13 protein-coding genes are annotated in these 17,089 nt (G+C 41.6%); 5 read left to right on the forward strand and 8 right to left on the reverse strand.

What is annotated here, in order from left to right; translation table 11 throughout:
- Window positions 1-26: 26 nt before the first annotated feature.
- A complete protein-coding gene (locus AC4II3_RS02470) occupies window positions 27-335 on the reverse strand; it encodes a DUF3593 domain-containing protein (RefSeq protein ID WP_488011041.1) in 309 nt (102 codons plus the stop codon).
- Window positions 336-492: 157 nt separating this feature from the next.
- A complete protein-coding gene (locus tag AC4II3_RS02475) occupies window positions 493-783 on the reverse strand; it encodes a DUF2499 domain-containing protein (RefSeq protein WP_488011043.1) in 291 nt (96 codons plus the stop codon).
- 350 nt (window positions 784-1,133) lie between these two features.
- On the opposite strand from AC4II3_RS02475, the gene AC4II3_RS02480 reads away from it, so the two are divergent.
- Window positions 1,134-2,162: a hypothetical protein gene (locus tag AC4II3_RS02480; protein WP_488011045.1), complete on the forward strand. Its 1,029-nt coding sequence runs from the start codon at window positions 1,134-1,136 to the stop codon at window positions 2,160-2,162.
- Between the two features lie 236 nt (window positions 2,163-2,398).
- Here the strand turns inward: AC4II3_RS02480 and AC4II3_RS02485 are convergent, their stop codons facing one another.
- Entirely contained in the window at window positions 2,399-3,766 is a 1,368-nt protein-coding gene (locus tag AC4II3_RS02485; RefSeq protein ID WP_488011047.1) for a hypothetical protein, read from the reverse strand.
- 1,088 nt (window positions 3,767-4,854) lie between these two features.
- Between AC4II3_RS02485 and AC4II3_RS02490 the strand changes: the two genes are divergently transcribed.
- The 3 genes from AC4II3_RS02490 to AC4II3_RS02500 all read left to right on the forward strand — a co-directional run bounded on the left by AC4II3_RS02490 (window position 4,855) and on the right by AC4II3_RS02500 (window position 9,843).
- Window positions 4,855-6,648, forward strand: coding sequence for an ABC transporter substrate-binding protein (locus tag AC4II3_RS02490; RefSeq protein WP_488011049.1), 1,794 nt, complete (start codon window positions 4,855-4,857; stop codon window positions 6,646-6,648).
- 253 nt (window positions 6,649-6,901) lie between these two features.
- A complete protein-coding gene (locus tag AC4II3_RS02495; protein WP_488011051.1) occupies window positions 6,902-8,470 on the forward strand; it encodes a peroxidase family protein in 1,569 nt (522 codons plus the stop codon).
- Window positions 8,471-8,676: 206 nt separating this feature from the next.
- Window positions 8,677-9,843, forward strand: a complete 1,167-nt coding sequence (locus tag AC4II3_RS02500; RefSeq protein WP_488011053.1) for a catalase family protein — start codon at window positions 8,677-8,679, stop codon at window positions 9,841-9,843.
- A gap of 119 nt (window positions 9,844-9,962) precedes the next feature.
- Here the strand turns inward: AC4II3_RS02500 and AC4II3_RS02505 are convergent, their stop codons facing one another.
- The 4 genes from AC4II3_RS02505 to AC4II3_RS02520 all read right to left on the reverse strand — a co-directional run bounded on the left by AC4II3_RS02505 (window position 9,963) and on the right by AC4II3_RS02520 (window position 14,162).
- Window positions 9,963-10,673 carry a PEP-CTERM sorting domain-containing protein gene (locus AC4II3_RS02505; RefSeq protein WP_488011055.1) on the reverse strand — a complete coding sequence of 237 codons (711 nt, stop codon included), beginning with the start codon at window positions 10,671-10,673 and terminating at the stop codon, window positions 9,963-9,965.
- Between the two features lie 369 nt (window positions 10,674-11,042).
- On the reverse strand, window positions 11,043-11,648 hold the full coding sequence (locus tag AC4II3_RS02510) for a class I SAM-dependent methyltransferase (protein ID WP_488011063.1): 606 nt from the start codon (window positions 11,646-11,648) through the stop codon (window positions 11,043-11,045).
- Window positions 11,649-11,807: 159 nt separating this feature from the next.
- Window positions 11,808-13,127, reverse strand: coding sequence for an FAD-dependent oxidoreductase (locus tag AC4II3_RS02515; RefSeq protein WP_488011057.1), 1,320 nt, complete (start codon window positions 13,125-13,127; stop codon window positions 11,808-11,810).
- A 645-nt stretch (window positions 13,128-13,772) separates the two neighbouring features.
- Complete coding sequence (locus tag AC4II3_RS02520) at window positions 13,773-14,162, reverse strand: RidA family protein (RefSeq protein ID WP_488011059.1); 390 nt, start codon at window positions 14,160-14,162, stop codon at window positions 13,773-13,775.
- Between the two features lie 513 nt (window positions 14,163-14,675).
- On the opposite strand from AC4II3_RS02520, the gene AC4II3_RS02525 reads away from it, so the two are divergent.
- Window positions 14,676-16,010, forward strand: coding sequence for a glutamine synthetase family protein (locus AC4II3_RS02525; protein ID WP_488011061.1), 1,335 nt, complete (start codon window positions 14,676-14,678; stop codon window positions 16,008-16,010).
- A gap of 201 nt (window positions 16,011-16,211) precedes the next feature.
- Here AC4II3_RS02525 and AC4II3_RS02530 read toward each other — a convergent pair.
- The coding region (locus tag AC4II3_RS02530) for a hypothetical protein (protein ID WP_490722769.1) at window positions 16,212-17,089 on the reverse strand (878 nt) is incomplete at its 5' end.

Consider the following 17,089-nt stretch of genomic DNA (forward strand, 5'->3'; position numbering starts at 1 on the left):
ACTCCCTACTCCCTACTCCCTACTCCCTACTCCCTACTCCCTGTTCCCTTTGCTATATGTTCCATAATTGCTTGTCGGAACCCCAATACTACTAAAGTATTGGACAGGGTTAAAAAAAACTCAGCACTGCCATGTAGCCAATCCACATCAGCTAATGCTTCCTGATAAACTACCTCAGAATAAATCCCAGCTGGAATGGTAATAAAAACAAACACCAAGAGGACGTAAAATCCGATTAGCGCTAAACGGGGTGTTTGTCCAGAACGAGTGAGAAACCACAAGAATCCTAGGTAAGGAAATAGGGAAATGGTAAATAATGTTTCTTTAGAAATCATCTGAAGATTAGGAAAAATGCTTGTCAAAATGATTGGTAAAACGTCAGCCGTCAGCTGATAGCACCTCAAGTAGCGTGTGCGTAGCACATAAGCTGATAGCTGATAGCTGATAGCTGAGTGATTTTCGTAAAACTTATCCCTGACATTGGTAGCAACCCTAGGCTGAACGCCAAATCCACCAAGCTGCTCCACAGAGGGTACAGTTACCTACAACCGTCATCGCTGCTTGGAGTATTACCATCCACTCCAGGGATTGTTGGTTGTCAAAAAAGTGCCAGGTGATAGCACACATAGCACTGACCAATGCTGGTAACATCGCAAAAGACAATGCCCACCATGCACGATTACCAGTAATTTCACCATAGGTCCAGATTAACCAAATTGCAGCGATCCACTCGATAACACTGGAAATGTGAATAATCCAAGTTGGAATTGATAGAGCATGCATAAAAAAACTTAGTACTACAGACTAATGGGTAATGGGTAATGGGTAATGGCTTAGGAGTAATCACAATTAGTAATTTTAAAATTACTAATTTAAAAGTTACCAAACCCCAACCTTGATCACAGAGATGCTTCTAGACATCCCATTATCTCCACTTTACTTGTTTGATTATACCAAGATTATACCAGCTACTTTACATAAACTTTAAAATCTTCTTAGTACTAATGCCTAATTCCTAATCCGAATATGCCAAATCCTATCCTAGCTAAATAAAATAGTAGAATCACTTACACAATCAAAAATCCCTGATGTTATCGTCGAAATTAAACACATTCTGACTGATTATTATAACTATGACATCACAAGATGTTTTTCAAAAAGGTAGTTTCGAGAGCAGTGATTTTACCAATTGGCAGACTATCGGCAATGCTAGACTTGAAACAGAGGCACTTGGAATCATGCCAACTCAAGGAAGCTACCAAGCATTAATTACCAATGGAAACCAGTCTGTCAGCATTGCTCAACTGGAAAACTTCTTGGGGTTAAAAACAGCAGAGTTAGATCAACTAGGCAATGGGAATGTTAATCAAGGCTCAGCTATCCAATTCACACCAATTACTGTAGAAGCTGGTGACATTTTGACCTTTGATTGGAACTTCATCACCAATGAAAACACTGCCAACAATGTTTATAACGATTTTGCCTTTGTCTCTATCTCCTCAGGGGACTTGTTAGAAGTAGCAGATACAACTAGTGACTTTGTCGCCTCCACAACTTCTTTTAATTTACAAACTGGCTACAAAACATTTACTTACGAGTTTACAACAGCTGGCACGTTTACCTTCAGTATAGGAGTTGTGGATATGGCCGATTCTACGGTTGATTCTGGGCTGCTGATTGATAACCTGACACTGAATGGCTTGATCTTTGAAGATGACTTTGACCCAGATAGCGATAATAGCCAATGGGCAGAAATTAGCAATGGTGAAGTTAATACCAACTTTGGTGGCGATGGCAACTCCCTTTGGTTTGATGGCGGTTCTGCAGAAGATAACTCCCGTTATGCTCTTACCCAAGCCCTAGATGTTTCCCGTGGCGGTACTATTTCCTTTGATCTGATCATTGGTAATAGTAATAATGGAGGGGAGAATGCAGATTCTGGGGAAGATATCGCTCTTGAATATTCCATTGATAGCGGTATCTCTTGGGTAAGACTGGGTTTGTATGACACAGAAGACTACATCAGTTGGACAACTATTACTGAGAGCATTGACACCGATGCTATAACTAGTGCTACTCAATTCCGCTGGCTACAGGTTAACCATAGTGGTTCTGGATTCGATAACTGGGCTATTGATAATGTACATATTGATTTGGTTTAGATTATGAATCACTATAATCATCTGTTTGATTTAATTAATGTAAAATCAATAACAGAAAAGGTAAAAAGGAAAAGTAAAAATGGAAAAGGTAAAAAAAAAAAGGAAAATGGAAAATGAAAAAAGCCTAGAATAAATTTACATACATGCCTAATTTAAATGCCTAGGTTGACCATTTTCCATTTAAATGGATAAATTAATCTGATGATTGTCGTATTTTTTTTATATCAATCCTTAGTTCAATTAAGAGCTGCTATCTCTAGTTTAGATAATAGCTCTTTTTCAACGTATTCCAGGTGATGTAAATCCTCAGCTACAATTAGGAGAGTAACATCCCCTTGAGTTTGTAAGGTGTCAAATTCATAAGGAAAAACAAAATTATGAGTCCCATTACCCTGGTAGATTAAGGAACCAATCTTTTCCCGTAGGTTGCTAAAACTACAGGGTTCGATTTTAAGTCTCAACACCTTCCAGCATCCATCGTAGTCACTAGAACCAAACAACTTGTCAAGAATAAAAAACGCAAAGGACGATCCGTTCAGTCGGGCGTTATTTTCGATCGGAAATATTCCTTGATCTGTGACAATATAATCGATGCCTAAGATGCCAAGATAGCCATCATCTCGCATCTGCTGGGCAATTTTGAACGAGTAATCGCGAATTAACCCTTCTATCCGGCTTGAATAGGGTTTTCCTTTCACGTTACCGATATGTTTTAACCCATTAAACAGTTGGCATGTTATGCCCAGATGAGCAATTTCTCCATTGCTGCCAATCATCCACTGGTCATTGGGGGATGTAATGACTTTGAGGAATGGCTCAATTAAAAAACAACTCTCTGTCGATGCCAGCATTTTTGGGATATGAGTTTCGATATTACTGCTGTTAACTTGATAAAGTGATGAGCCTACAGACCCTTGTGCGCCCCGGATCAGTAACGTCTCATAATCCTTAAGCCAACCTAAGATTTCCTCTCGCAGTTCTGTCTCAAAATCCTGAGAGTCTGATGATTTACTCAGGATAGTTCCTGGTACTGTGGGAATACCAAGAGACTGACACAAGGACTTGAAGGTGGACTTGTCAAAATACTTTAAGGTAATAGACTGATCACAGCCAAAAAAAACGGCATCAATTGTTGACGCCGCCTCTTTATCTACATCTGCCGAATAATAGGGAACAAACACCAACGGTTTTCCTATAGATGCAAGAAATGCTCTAACTTCATCCGCTTTTTGCATTATCAGCTCTGAGAGCAGTGCTGGTTCATTTTCACGGTTGAAGGCAAACACTTTCTGGGGTCCTAAGCCAAGATTTTTCAGCCAGTCGTAGTACTCTGCATCCAGATTTCCAGGAATCATCACGACATCGTCTGAACCAGCTACAGCTAGGGCTCGTGACGCCCAAGGTTCGAGTGTATTCTTGCCCTGAAAGTGGGGTTGGCTTCGGATATCGAAGGCAAATACCCTTACTTGATCGGAATTTGAGGAAATCAAGTCCAGAATAGAGCTTGATTTTGCGATCGCATTTGAGTTTACCCTTGAGTTCAATTCATCCTCTTGATAGGTGTGATTACCAATTAACATTTTGCTCGCAACAGCACTATCCATATGCTTACTCCATACAGACCTAACTACGACTTATTACAAATTACAAAAGAGCGACATTAAAAATGAACCTATCTCCGTCTAGGAGTAGGACAAACCTTGCCCGCTGCTACCCTCGCACTTAACTATGAGTAGTTAACCATAAGAACTGCTCTAGAGTCAAGACCCTATCCCACAAGTGTACTCATGGGATATCCTAAATGCACCCTGTTTTGATGAGGGGTTATGGACACAAAATTAGCGGCAATTGCCAAGTGCGCTTAAGCGCTCCTACAAGCTATGCAATCGTAATCGTATAACTCTAACTACTATAAAAATGAAATTTCGACTGATTTTTTTAACATTTTCTCATAATTAGGTGTTAGGTGTTAGGTGTTAGGTGTTAGGTGTTAGGTGTTAGGTGTTAGGTTTTAGGTTTTAGGTTTTAGAACGGGAACAGATACAAGCAAGAACCTGATGGGTCACTTGCCATTGCTTGTAGAACTGTTGCGGAGTCATAGCCCTTGGAAACTGACTGTAGGGTTGGATCAGTTATCGCTCTGACTTTAGTTAGGGAGTTAGGGGACGCTCACAGGGGTAGGTTTTTTACATTTGGGTAAAACATGGGACGACTCAGAGGAAGAGGAAAAGAAAAACAACGAAGGCGCTGCCTTCCCAAGACCTCGCAAATCACGCTTGTCTGTACCCCCACACCCTACACCCTACACCCTACACCCCACACCTGACGTCTTTGTAAAAAACATACCCTTGAAAGGTTAGGGGACGGGGAGCAGGTATAGATTTTACCATAGTTATTGTGTCTTTAGTGATAGGGACTTTTTTGATAACACAAAAAGTTTAAACAACACAATTAACCCCTAAAATTCCGGGAATTATTTTTATAATGGGAGCATGTATCCAAATCAACATAAAGCAATTAGGACTTCAGAAGTTGCACTACATATAGTGATGACGCAACCATTGCACCCCTACAATTAGAGTTTAGGAACACAAGCAAGGGTAAGTCCTGTCAATAAAAACTAATCACAAATGACTAATGCCTATTAGTTACCGATTCTTGGCAAGAGCCGCAATATAAAGGAGTTTTATCAATGAGGCGATGGCGACCCATACTGTTGCTTGTGGCTTTTGTCCTAACTATAGTTCTCTCTAACTGCGTTAGCCCTTCTAATTGGATTGGTAAAAATACCTCTCCCAGTCCTACTCCTACTGTTTCTCAGAGTCCTACTCCCAGCCCTACTCCCAGCCCTACTCCCAGCCCTACTCCTACTCCTACTCCCAGCCCTACTCCCAGCCCTACTCCTACTCCTACTCCTACTCCTACTCCTACTCCTTCCCCTACTAAACCTACTAAGGATTCCAAGGGCAGGACTATCGTTTACGGAGCAGTGGGACAACCAGAAAACCTAGAACCGGGTAATATCAGCGACCGGGAATCCCTAGTTGTCCAGAAACAAATTTACAATCGCCTGGTGGAATACAAGCTGGGAACCATTGAACTGGAACCGGGATTAGCTACTGATTGGGAAGCGTCTCGAAATAGCAGAGTTTGGACATTTAAACTGCGCCAAGGGGTGAAGTTTCATGACGGGACTAATTTCGATGCTGAAGCAGTTAAGTTCAATGTCGAGCGTTGGTGGGACCCGGAAAACAAATATGGCTATCGCGATAAAGACAAAAAGTATCAAATTTGGGCTGATTTATTTGGTGGCTTCAAGGGAAAGTCTAAATCCCTATTACAAGAGATAGTCATCAAAGATAAGTATACAATTCAATTTGTCCTGAAACAGCCCTTAACCATTTTTCCAGCTATGATTGGGTCAGGCTACTTTGGTATCGCTAGCCCAACCGCCATCAAGAAAGCAGGTTCTAAGTATGGTCGTGACTCATCTCTAGCAGTAGGGACAGGTCCCTTTAAATTCAAAGAGTGGCGTAATGGCAAGGAAATTATCCTAGAAAAAAACCCAAACTACTGGAAACCAAACCTACCTAAAGCAGAAAAGGTAATCGTGCGGTTCATCCCGGATATTGCGAAGCGGCTGACCATGTTGAAATCTGGAGAGATTGACTTCACGTCAGACCTAGTTCCTAAGCAATTAGAAAATTTAGTTGGTGAGGCTAACCTCAAATCTATTTTCCGTCCCTCCTTCAACGTCGGATATCTATCCCTCAATACCAACTACAAACCCCTTTCCAAACAAAAGGTACGGATTGCGATCGCATTAGGAATTAATCACCAAAAGATTGTCGAAAAAAATTGGCAGGGTTTAGGAGAGAATGATGCTCACTTCACCCCACCCCTACTGGATTGGTCTGAGTCACCCAATTTTGGTAGCTATAAATATGATCCACAGCTAGCGAAGCAACTGCTGAGGGAAGCTGGCTACGCCAAAGGCTTTGACCTTGAACTGTGGTATATGAAAATTTTCCGCCCCTACTATCCTGATCCGAAAGCCATCGCCCAAGCAATAGCTGATGACTTAGGTAAGATTGGTATCAAGGTTACTTTAAAAACCAAACCCTGGAAAGATTATCTCAAAGACCGACAAAAGTCTCCTGGCTTCCAAGGATTTATATTGGGTTGGACTGGGGAATATGGCGACCCAGATAACTTCTACTATTCCCACTTCGGACCTAATGCTACCGCTGACCTTGGACGTTGGAAGAATAACCAAATCCTACGGCTATTGGAAAGCGGTCGTAAGACCCAAGGCCAGGATGCTAGAGCAAGAATCTATCGCCAAGTGGATAAAATTTTATTTGAAGAAGCCGTGCGCATTCCCATTGTCCACTCCCAACCGCTTTTAGGTAAGCGCGCCAATATTCAAGGCTGGAAGCCCAGTCCACTGGGTTCAGAATCCTTTGAAACTGTGGATAAGATTTAGATAGAACACTATAATTACAAATGTGTAACTTCAAAGGTAACAACTCTTGGGACAAAAACTCTTGGGACAAGTAATACTGCTCTAGGCTTTTTATTTGAGATGTAAACAGAGGAGTGAGGCCAAAAGCGAACAGCGAACAGGGCAAAGGTTAGAGTAGTAAAGAGTTACGAGTAGTTTTTGTCGTTATGAGAAATAGGCATAGTTTTTCATGACCTATTTCTCAAGGCTATATATCCAAAAGGGAACTAGTTCGATGACAAAAAAAAGGAATACATCTAGAGACGGATTTAGGAACCGGTTAGAAGACTTTGCTTTAAACAACTTCAAGGGGATTTGGGAGTTTATTCAAAGCAACGACTCTCTAAGACGTCAAGCCAACAAAACAATGATTAACAATGTCGTCTACAAAATTCCCACTCGTCCCCATAAGTTAAGCGCGATCGCACCCTATACTTCTTGGGACTCATTAACAGACCGAACCTGGAGCGGACGACATTTACCCCCCGATCCAGAGTACAACAAAGCAGGTAACCTTCCCCCTCTCGAAGACCTTGCTGTTTTGTTTCGCAAACAAGAGGGGAAAACCATCTATTCCGAGAAGTCTACCCTGCTGTTTCCCTATTGGGTGCAGTGGTTTACGGATGGCTTTTTGCGCACTGATCACTACAATAAATTAAAGAATACCTCTAACCACGCCATCGATTTATGTCCCGTCTATGGGTTGAACAGAAAATCTACAGACATGCTGAGATCCCATCAGGGCGGGAAACTGAAAAGCCAGATTATCAATGGTGAAGAATATCCTCTCTTCTATTACGACGATCCAGAAAAGGGAGTGGTCAAGCCAGAGTTTGACGGGTTGTATGAGCCGCTCAATGATGAGAAGCGACTCGACCCAGCCAAGAAAGCAAAACTATTTGCTATGGGTGTAGAACGAGCCAATGTCCAAATTGGCTATGTAATGCTTAATGTTCTGTGTCTGAGGGAACACAATCGCCTGTGTGATTTACTGGCTAAGCATTATCCCGATTGGGATGACGAGCGACTCTTCCAAACGGCCAGAAACATCGTGATGGTGGTAATCATGAAAATTGTGGTGGAAGAGTATGTTAATCACATTACCTCCTATTACTTCAATTTCATTGTGGATCCCGCAGCGTTTACCAATCAGAAGTGGTATCGCCAGAATTGGATGACAGTGGAATTTAATTTGGTATATCGTTGGCACAGTGCCCTTCCGGAGACTTTGATTTATGACAGCAAGCCAATTCCCATGATGGATAGCCTCTGGAATAATGAGATGCTGATCAATAAAGGCTTGGGACCATTGTTTGAGGAGACCTGTTCCCAACCAGGCACCAAAATTGGTTTGTTTAACACACCGGAATTCCTAATACCTGTTGAATTGAAAAGTCTCGACTTAGGTCGTCAAGCTCAACTGGCCAGCTATAATGATTACCGGGAAATGTCTCAGTTTCCCCGGGTGACGGATTTCGATCAGATAACAGCTGATGAAGATACTCAAAGGGAACTAAAACGGTTATACGGTGATGTTAACAATATAGAATTCTATGTGGGACTCTATGCCGAGGATGTGCCACCAAATGCGACAGTACCTCCCCTGGTTAACCGACTGATAGCAATTGATGCGTTTTCCCAAGCATTGACCAATCCCCTATTGGCAGAAAATATCTTCAACAAAGAAACCTTTTCCCCGGTCGGTTGGGAAGTAATACAAAACACAAATACTCTCTCAGATCTGGTAAACCGCAATACTCCACAGCAAGATAAAAACTATAAAGTAACATTTGACAATCCGTAAGCAAGGCATCGGGTATTGTCAATTAAAAATTTAACCATAAATTTAGCTGGCTCTGTGATTAATAAATCACCAGTTAAGTCAAATTTGAGTCTCAATCCCCAGCTATATGCTCACTAAAGTGACAATACCCGAATCAAATCGGCTGCTATACTAACGGAGTTTTTATCACCACCAATTCCTGAAATTTTTTCTATATAAAAATAACCATGAAGCTATTTACAGAATATCCGGAAAAGGACGAACTAAACTATTACAATCTTGTAGCCGAACAAGTCAGGATTCAGATGGATAAGCTTTACAAGGATGAAGAACGGGCTTTGCGAGATACCCATGCCAAAACCCACGCCTCGGTGGAGGGAAACCTAGAAATTTTTGATTTTGATGAACAGAGCATTAAGACTGAACTAGCGAAACGAACTCGGCTTACTCAAGAGCAACTCAATGGGATTTCCCTCAAGCAAGGACTTTTTGCCACACCGAAACAATATCCTGTTCAGCTGCGATTTGCCAATGGGCGAACAAATGTTGAAAACGACTATGTCGAAGACACACGCTCAATGTCTGTGAAAGTGATTGGTGTTGAAGGAGAAAGATTTGAACAAAGCTACGAACCAAACACTCAAGATATTATTGTTCAAAATGCCAAGATCTTTTTTATCAAAACCATCAAATATTATTATGAATTTTTTGGCTCCATAGTTGAGTCAGAAAAAGCTGCCCAAAAGTGGCTCAGGACTCATCCCAGGCAATTGCTAGCTTTAGCTAAAGTAACAGCTCGAACCCCAAAGAGTTTATTAACGGAACGGTATTGGAGTGGTTCTGCTTATGCCCTTGGACTCAAACCAGATTTTGATCAGTCTCAACCGGGCTTAGTTCCTGTTGACTATCCCGCCGTGATCAAATATGCCTTTACCCCTGTTTCATGCCAGCCTCCCCATCAAAGCATGCGATATCAGTCCCGACCAGGTATTCCCAAACTTCCCTTCATCAATCGCGCCAAGGCTCTGGGATTGGATGAAAGCAAACCGGACAATTACTATCGAGACGAGCTGATCGAACAACTATCAAAAACCGATGCCCTTTATTGCTGGGACTTTGGTATCCAATTCCAAACCAACCCGAAAATGTCCATCGATGATGTCACAATTCGTTGGAGTGAGAAGAAATCACCATTTTTTACGGTTGGTCGCCTTACAGTCAAGCATCAGATCATCGATTTTGACAAACAATACGACTCTGCTGAAAACCTGCGATTTTCCCCATGGAATGGCTTAGTAGTTCATCGTCCTGTGGGAGCTCTCAACCGGCTCCGTAATGTAGTTTACCCGATTGTGGCTAAATATCGTTATCAAAAACGAGGACTCAACTACTAGTCTTTCAAGTTAAGCATACATTTTACTTGTTAAGTGTGACTTGTTACTTGCCAATTTTAAATTTTCAAGTAACAAGTAACGAACACCGAATAATTATAAGTATTCAACCGGACTCCATATTAGTTGTTTTCTGGCAAGCCTCTGAGCCGGGAAACGATACTCCCGGTACCACCAATAACTAAAAGTCCCAATATCACTGAGGGTTCGGGAACACTGATAGGAACAGACCTGATACTCAGGGCATTAATCGCGAAAGGTACATCAACGCCCTCTTCTTTGGCATTAAGCACCAAGGTTTTGATGTCACCACTGCTATCAAACACGCCAGTAAAGATTACGCCGCCGCCAGCATTTATCTCGCTTACACCTGGACGTTCAAAACTTCCTAGACTATTTCCCAAGCTATCAAACGCTTCAATGGTTGCTATGTAGTCAAAAATTTCTATAGGATCGGATTGAACTTGTGTCCCAACACCAAAGACTGGAGTATCAAAGGTAATAGTCAGTGGACCAGGATTACCAAGACCTGTAAATAGAAGCCCATCCCCTACATCAAATGCACCAGGGAAAAAAGGAGTTTGATCAATACGCGCAAACTCTCCAGCAGGGATGCTGACATTTAAATTAAGACCCCCAGGTGAAGTCGCTGAAAATGGGTTAGGTAGGGTGGGTAAAGGTGGTCCTACAAGATCCTCAGGAACCTCAACTAGTTCAGACCAATCTAGGAAATCATTAGGGTTTAAGGCTTCTCTAGTATCTACAAATGTTGCGGCTTGGGCAGTACTTGTGAATAATACAGTTCCTAGGGCAGTTGCTAATAAGGTTTTCATTAGTGTTGACTACACAATATTTTCGTAGTTCATCATATAGTTCATTTATAGATAAGAATCTATAGCAGAAGTAATTTTGTTAAAATCTTTATCTACTTAAGGACTGTGAACAAAAAATCTTGCTAAAATCTTTATATATATCCGTTTTAAACGGATAATTTAAAACGCTATAAGCTGTTTCAAATTTGAATTGAATATTCTTTAGTTATAAAAAAAACGTCAAACCCTCTAGCACCTTTAGCTGTTATGACTTAGATATCCTTGACCATGAGGTGAGCTGGTCATGTAGGGGATTCAACCTCCCCTGGCCACCCAGAAAGGGTAACAAGGGGAGTAGATGTCAACAGCCTATACCTTTAGATATGGGCTTCATGACAGTTTGCCAAAAATACTGAGCAGAAATGTCCCCAGGAGGTAGTGATGTCCTAAACATGACAAACCTGCTATCTTGCCAAATTCCTCCCGTTTCTTAGGGCTGTATAAACGAATATCAGGGGACAATGGTAAAGAGGCTACGTCTTCATTGGCAGTGTTGTCAATCAAGTAAAAACGTCCTTGAGAACTCAATACCCGATTAACTTCTAGGAAAACCTGTTGAGGATTCTGATAATGCAGAAAGCTAATGCAGTTCAACACCACCTCAAATTGACCCTCAGCAAAGGGTAGAGACTCCGCATTTCCCTTTTTATAGATTACTCGCTCCCGATACTGGTTTTGCTGTCGAGCTTGGCGGAGCATTTCGGTCGATAAGTCTAGTCCAATGCCTGTAAGGGTGGGAAACTCCTTAGCTAGGCGATTAAGTAGACGACCAGTCCCACAGCCAAGGTCTAGAACATTGGGCTGGTTGCTCAGTTCCAGATACTCCAACAGCCGTTTGTGGAGAGCTTGGTAAAATACTGTAGTTAATAGAAAATCGTATTGTGGTGCCCACAGATCAAATATCCTTTCTTTTCTACTTAAAACATCATTAGTCATTGCTTTAGTAAAGGTAACAGGGAACAGGGAGTAGGGAGCGGTGCGACCCGTGGCGAATTTCATTCGCCTACGGAAAGCGCACCGTAGGGAGTAGGGAACAGGTAATAAAATTATCACAATTGATTTAGGATTGCGATTATAACGATTCCAATTGAATAATTATAATTTTTTGATAGAGTGTAAGCATTCAGCTTGTAAGAATTTATCGTTCGACTTCTTCACCTTTGATATCCAGCCTTGAGCTGACTTCAAAATCTCTGAATAAGGAACTGTGGTTTCGGAGAGCATGTCAAAAAAGAAAGGCGAGCAATATTTGGGAAATACTTTGTTCATCATTCTTGTAAAATTCATTCTCAAAACATACTCAAAAAATAACCACTTGGATAAAGGAAAAGTATGCTCGGAGAGTTCTAACAAGGCTTGACCATCTGCGAGTCGATGCTTCGTAAACTCAGGAACTACCTTCACTAAGTTGTCAGAAGAATCATTCAAAAGTTTGTTCAAAACTACTGCATCTTCTAAAGCCGAATTACAACCTTGTCCAATAAATGGGGATACCGCATGAGCAGCATCTCCCATAATCAAAACGCTATCACCGTAGTGATAGCGATTGCACCAAACTCTACTAACTTTAGAGATTGGTCGTTTAAGAAAAGCTTCGACTTCTACGTCAGATATGCTCTTACCTATCTCTGGAAAATTACGACTAAAGAATTGCCGCACATCCTCTGTGCTGGAAAGACTTGTTACCTGATTATTGTCGTGGGGAAAAAAAACAACACCACTAACTGTCTTATTCCGTTGTGGTACTGCTAACATGGTGATCCGATCCTCCGTTCTCCATCCATGCATATTACCCAGTTTCAGGTTGTGTCCTTCTTCTGATGGGGGAGGTAAGAAGACCGTTTTGTATTGACTACGAACGTAGTTTTGTTCACACTCAAACCCTTCTGTTTTCAGCAAATGCTTTCTTACCACTGAACCGCAGCCATCTGCACCAATCAACAGGTCATAATTAACAATTAACTCTTCTGTTGTCTCGTTCTCAAACGTCACGGTTTTCGCTTTGAAATCAACCTGGGTACATTTAGAGTTAAAGTGGATGCTAACTTGACTGTCGTCAAACTTTTCTGTTAGTTGCTCTAACAGGTTAATCACCAAAGCAGTACGGTCAATACCAATCAGCGGTTTCTTTTTCGACACAAACTTACTCTTGCCATTTTTGATGTGAAAAATCGTACCTGTGATTTCCACTCCTTGAGCTTTAAGGACTTCTTCTAATCCGTCAATTTCTCTCAAAGCCCTCAGTCCACGTTCGCTAAGGGTAATGGGGTAGGCTCTGTACTTAGAGAAAGAGATAGTTCTGGGATCACTGCGGCGGTCATAGATGTCGATTTTATAGTTACCACGACGTAACAAGTAATGAGATAGTAAAACTCCACAGGGACCTGCTCCCACAATCAGAACTTTTGTTTTCATTTTGTTCATCATAAACTTACTTAAATAACCACCCTTTGAAGGATCATATCTATGACTGGCTTACTATTTGACTTTTGTTGTATTTTAATCAACATTTTTGCTTGCATTTGAAAGCCTAAACTCCATATATATTAATACTTTCAAGAAATATTTAAAAATTATTAAATTTAAATTAATACCTAGTTTTTGCTAACTTCAATGTTTTTGCTAACTTCAATTTTATTTATTTTGAGCTTTTTCGTTAAATTTTAATCTATAAAAATGAAATTTATACAAAAAAAATATAAAACTTTTTTAAAGATACCTTAAAAATAGATAGTGCTAGGGTTTTTAAAAAACTATATGGAGTACTTGACAACTATAAAGTCATCTTAACTTGTCAAGAATGATACCCAGCTCGAATCCTTTTCAGCAGCTGGAACTTTTTAGGAAAGCCCTAGGGCATGTCTGCAAAGTGAATTCTCCAAGGTATTTGGGTAGCGATCCCCCAGAGAGCTCGTTTGGCAAATGATACTGATTATAGGAATTATTACTGAGCGATCGCTAAATTCAACTGATGTCAAGAATTCCTAAAACTACGGTTCAATATCGAATCGATTAGATAAATACCATTGATTTTTCTGTATAGATTAAGACAGACAAGCCCTAGATCACAGCAATGCATTCAATTTCGACTAAAACATCCTTAGGTAGTCGGGAAACCTCAACACAGGCACGAGCGGGAGCGTCTTCCTCGTTAAAGTATTTGGCATAGATCTGATTTACTGTGGCAAAATCATTCATATCTGCCAGAAATACCGTGGTTTTGACTATGTCCGGGATGTTAGCTCCAGCAGCGACTAGGATAGCTTCAAGATTAGCCATTACCTGTTCTGTCTGCTTGGCGACATCATTAGCACCAACAATCTCACCGGTGCTAGGGTCAAGGGGAATTTGACCAGCGACAAAAATCATTTGACCGCTGACTGCGATCGCTTGATTGTATGGTCCTACAGGTGCTGGGGCATTGGGGGTACGGATAATCTTTCGTGTCATAGTCTTCAGTTGTTTCAGGATGGACAAGTTAACACATTCCAAGATAGCAGTTTGAGGATTCCTATCTCAGCCTTATCCATGACCGATACGTCTTGACCTTGGTAGTCATGAGGTCAAGAATAGGGGGATGATGGGTAATAGTGGTATTAGTAGGATGAGGGGTCAGAAAGTGCTATGTCATCAATGCACCTCATTATCAGTAGTGCGTAGGGTGCGCACAGAAGACGGGCGAGCTCTCATTTTCCGCCTCTTCGCCACTGTTGAGACCGCCAGTCCGGCAATAAAACGGGCAAGATGCCCGTTCCACCCACGGAGTCAAACTGGTTATAAATCAAAGGCTGAAATCCAGTAATTATATTAATAAACCCGATTTATGCTTAATTACTGTAACCATTAACTATTAACAATAGTAACAATTAACCATTAATTATTATATACTGAGTCTATATTTTGGAGAGGATATTTTCTACTAGTTAAACACCATAAAAACTAATAATTTAAAAAAAATTTTTAATGAAAAATAAAATCCTGAACACTATAGATGAACTAGGTATTCGATTTGTGCGTATCCTCTGGTGCGACAATGCTAACATCATTCGTGGTAAAGCAGTCCACTGGAAAACCTTACCAGACTACCTCAAGCACGGTGTGGGTATTTCACCAGCTCAGCAAGCTTTACCGGTGATGTTAGATGCCCCAGTCCCAGGCAGTGGCTTGGGACCAATCGGTGAAATCCGCTTAGTACCGGATTGGGAAACCTTAACCCCCTTACCCTATGCTCCTGGTCATGCTCGTGTGTTTGGGGATATGGTCAACAATGGTAGCCCATGGCCGTATTGTCCCCGAAACTTCCTCAAAAGGATGGTAGCAGAAGCGGAAAGTGAGGGCTTACAAGTGGTTGCTGCATATGAAAATGAGTTTTACCTGCTGCAGCCAACTCCTGAGGGGATTCTACCGGTAGACAATACCGTATTTGCTTCGACGCTGGCAATGGATCAACATCAGCAGGTAATTGACCACATTGCTGAAGCCTTGGTGGAGCAAGGGATGCCCGTAGAGCAGTATTACCCAGAATCTGGTCCTGGTCAACAGGAAATTTCTATACTATACACCCAAGCCCTACCAGCGGCAGATCAACAAATAGCCTTCCGGGAGACAGTAAAAGCGATCGCATTTCAACATCACCTGGTTGCCTCATTTCTGCCCAAAATCCTAGCTGACCAAGCTGGTAATGGTTGTCACCTCCACCTCAGCCTATGGCGGGATGGGAAAAACCTGTTACTGAATCCAGAAGAGGATGGGAAACTTTCCCAAGTTGCCTGTCAGTTTATTGCTGGAATTTTACAGCATTTACCTGCTTTAATGGCACTAACTACACCCAGCACTAATTCCTATCGACGGATTCGCCCTCATTGTTGGAGTGGCGCGTTCCTTTGTTGGGGAATCGATAACCGAGAGGCTGCGGTCAGGGTACCGAGTAACCCAGATGGTGAGAGTCCAACCAATTTTGAACTGAAAACTGTTGATGCTTCGTCTAATCCTTATCTAGCCTTGGGAGCAGTAATTGCGGCTGGCTTGGATGGAATTCGTAACAGTTTGGAATTGGGAGAATCTGTAGCAGTAGATCCAGGACATTTGACAGAATTAGAACGTAGTCAGAGGGGTATTGAATTATTGCCAACTAATTTAGGGGAAGCGATTGGTAACTTAAGTGCTGATCAAGTACTATTGGATGCCTTAGGAGTAGAATTGGCTCAAGCCTATCTAGCGGTAAAGAAAGCCGAGTGGGAAGCAATGAAAGATTTTGAATTGGAGGAAGAAGTCGAGCTTTTATTAGAGCGATATTGATAGTATTGATATTGGTGAGAATTCAGCTGTCAGCTAATGCTCTACCTCACAGGCTTGTAGCCTGTGCCACCCACGCTAAGCGAACAGCTAGCGTAAGCATTAAGCTGATAGTTTAATGCTTACGCATAGTTGTTTTTATTTCAAATTAGAAAGGGTAAAATATATGAGAAAAAATCCCACTTTAACTAATCGCAACCCTCCCTATCTTTGATTAGCAAGAGGGCAACGTTTCACTTCGTATGATGCCTGTTGTGTACCCCTGATTCGGCTTATTGCTACCTCCAATTCACTCAGCTTTTCTTGTAAACCACAGTACTGAACTTCTGCAACACGTAGATTCTCCGCTGCAACTTGCTTTTTATCGTCCAACTGACGTAATTTTCCCTGAGATACATTTATTTTCTCTTCCAAACTGCGTATTTCTCCTCGAATAGCAACTAAACGCTCTTGTGATGTCTTTACTTCAGTGCGGAAAGTGTCTCGCTGTTTTTGTAGGGTTTTGATTTCCCCTCGCACAGCCACTAGTTTCTGTTCAAAGCTTCGTTGTTCACGGCGAGAGGTTTCTAGCCGTTCTTGAGAAGTTTTAATTTCCTTTCGCACAGCCACTAGTTTCTGTTCAAAGCTTCGTTGTTCACGGCGAGAGGTTTCTAGCCGTTCTTGAGAAGTTTTAATTTCCTTTCGCACAGCCACTAGTTTCTGTTCAAAGCTTCGTTGTTCACGGCGAGAGGTTTCTAGCCGTTCTTGAGAAGTTTTAATTTCCTTTCGCACAGCCACTAGTTTCTGTTCAAAGCTTCGTTGTTCACGGCGAGAGGTTTCTAGCCGTTCTTGGGAGGTTTTTATTTCCCCTCGCACAGCTACTAGTTTCTGGTCTAAACTTCGTTGTTCACGGCGAGAGGTTTCTAGCCGTTGTTGGGAAGTTTTGATTTCCCCTCGCACAGCTACTAGTTTCTTTTCTAAACTTTGGCGTTCTGTCTTGAAGGATTTAAGCCGTTCTTGGGTAGTTTGAATTTCTCCTCTGAGAGCGACTAACTGCTGCTGAGATTGACGCACTTTTACTTGAGAGGATTCTAGTTGTGATT

This window comes from Moorena sp., assembly GCF_982860115.1.

Excerpts from the sequence above, each read along its gene's own strand:
- AC4II3_RS02470 (WP_488011041.1), bottom strand. The coding sequence starts at position 335 with ATGATTTCTAAAGAAACATTATTTACCATTTCCCTATTTCCTTACCTA.
- AC4II3_RS02475 (WP_488011043.1), bottom strand. The coding sequence starts at position 783 with ATGCATGCTCTATCAATTCCAACTTGGATTATTCACATTTCCAGTGTT.
- AC4II3_RS02480 (WP_488011045.1), top strand. The coding sequence starts at position 1,134 with ATGACATCACAAGATGTTTTTCAAAAAGGTAGTTTCGAGAGCAGTGAT.
- AC4II3_RS02485 (WP_488011047.1), bottom strand. The coding sequence starts at position 3,766 with ATGGATAGTGCTGTTGCGAGCAAAATGTTAATTGGTAATCACACCTAT.
- AC4II3_RS02490 (WP_488011049.1), top strand. The coding sequence starts at position 4,855 with ATGAGGCGATGGCGACCCATACTGTTGCTTGTGGCTTTTGTCCTAACT.
- AC4II3_RS02495 (WP_488011051.1), top strand. The coding sequence starts at position 6,902 with ATGACAAAAAAAAGGAATACATCTAGAGACGGATTTAGGAACCGGTTA.
- AC4II3_RS02500 (WP_488011053.1), top strand. The coding sequence starts at position 8,677 with ATGAAGCTATTTACAGAATATCCGGAAAAGGACGAACTAAACTATTAC.
- AC4II3_RS02505 (WP_488011055.1), bottom strand. The coding sequence starts at position 10,673 with ATGAAAACCTTATTAGCAACTGCCCTAGGAACTGTATTATTCACAAGT.
- AC4II3_RS02510 (WP_488011063.1), bottom strand. The coding sequence starts at position 11,648 with ATGACTAATGATGTTTTAAGTAGAAAAGAAAGGATATTTGATCTGTGG.
- AC4II3_RS02515 (WP_488011057.1), bottom strand. The coding sequence starts at position 13,127 with ATGAAAACAAAAGTTCTGATTGTGGGAGCAGGTCCCTGTGGAGTTTTA.
- AC4II3_RS02520 (WP_488011059.1), bottom strand. The coding sequence starts at position 14,162 with ATGACACGAAAGATTATCCGTACCCCCAATGCCCCAGCACCTGTAGGA.
- AC4II3_RS02525 (WP_488011061.1), top strand. The coding sequence starts at position 14,676 with ATGAAAAATAAAATCCTGAACACTATAGATGAACTAGGTATTCGATTT.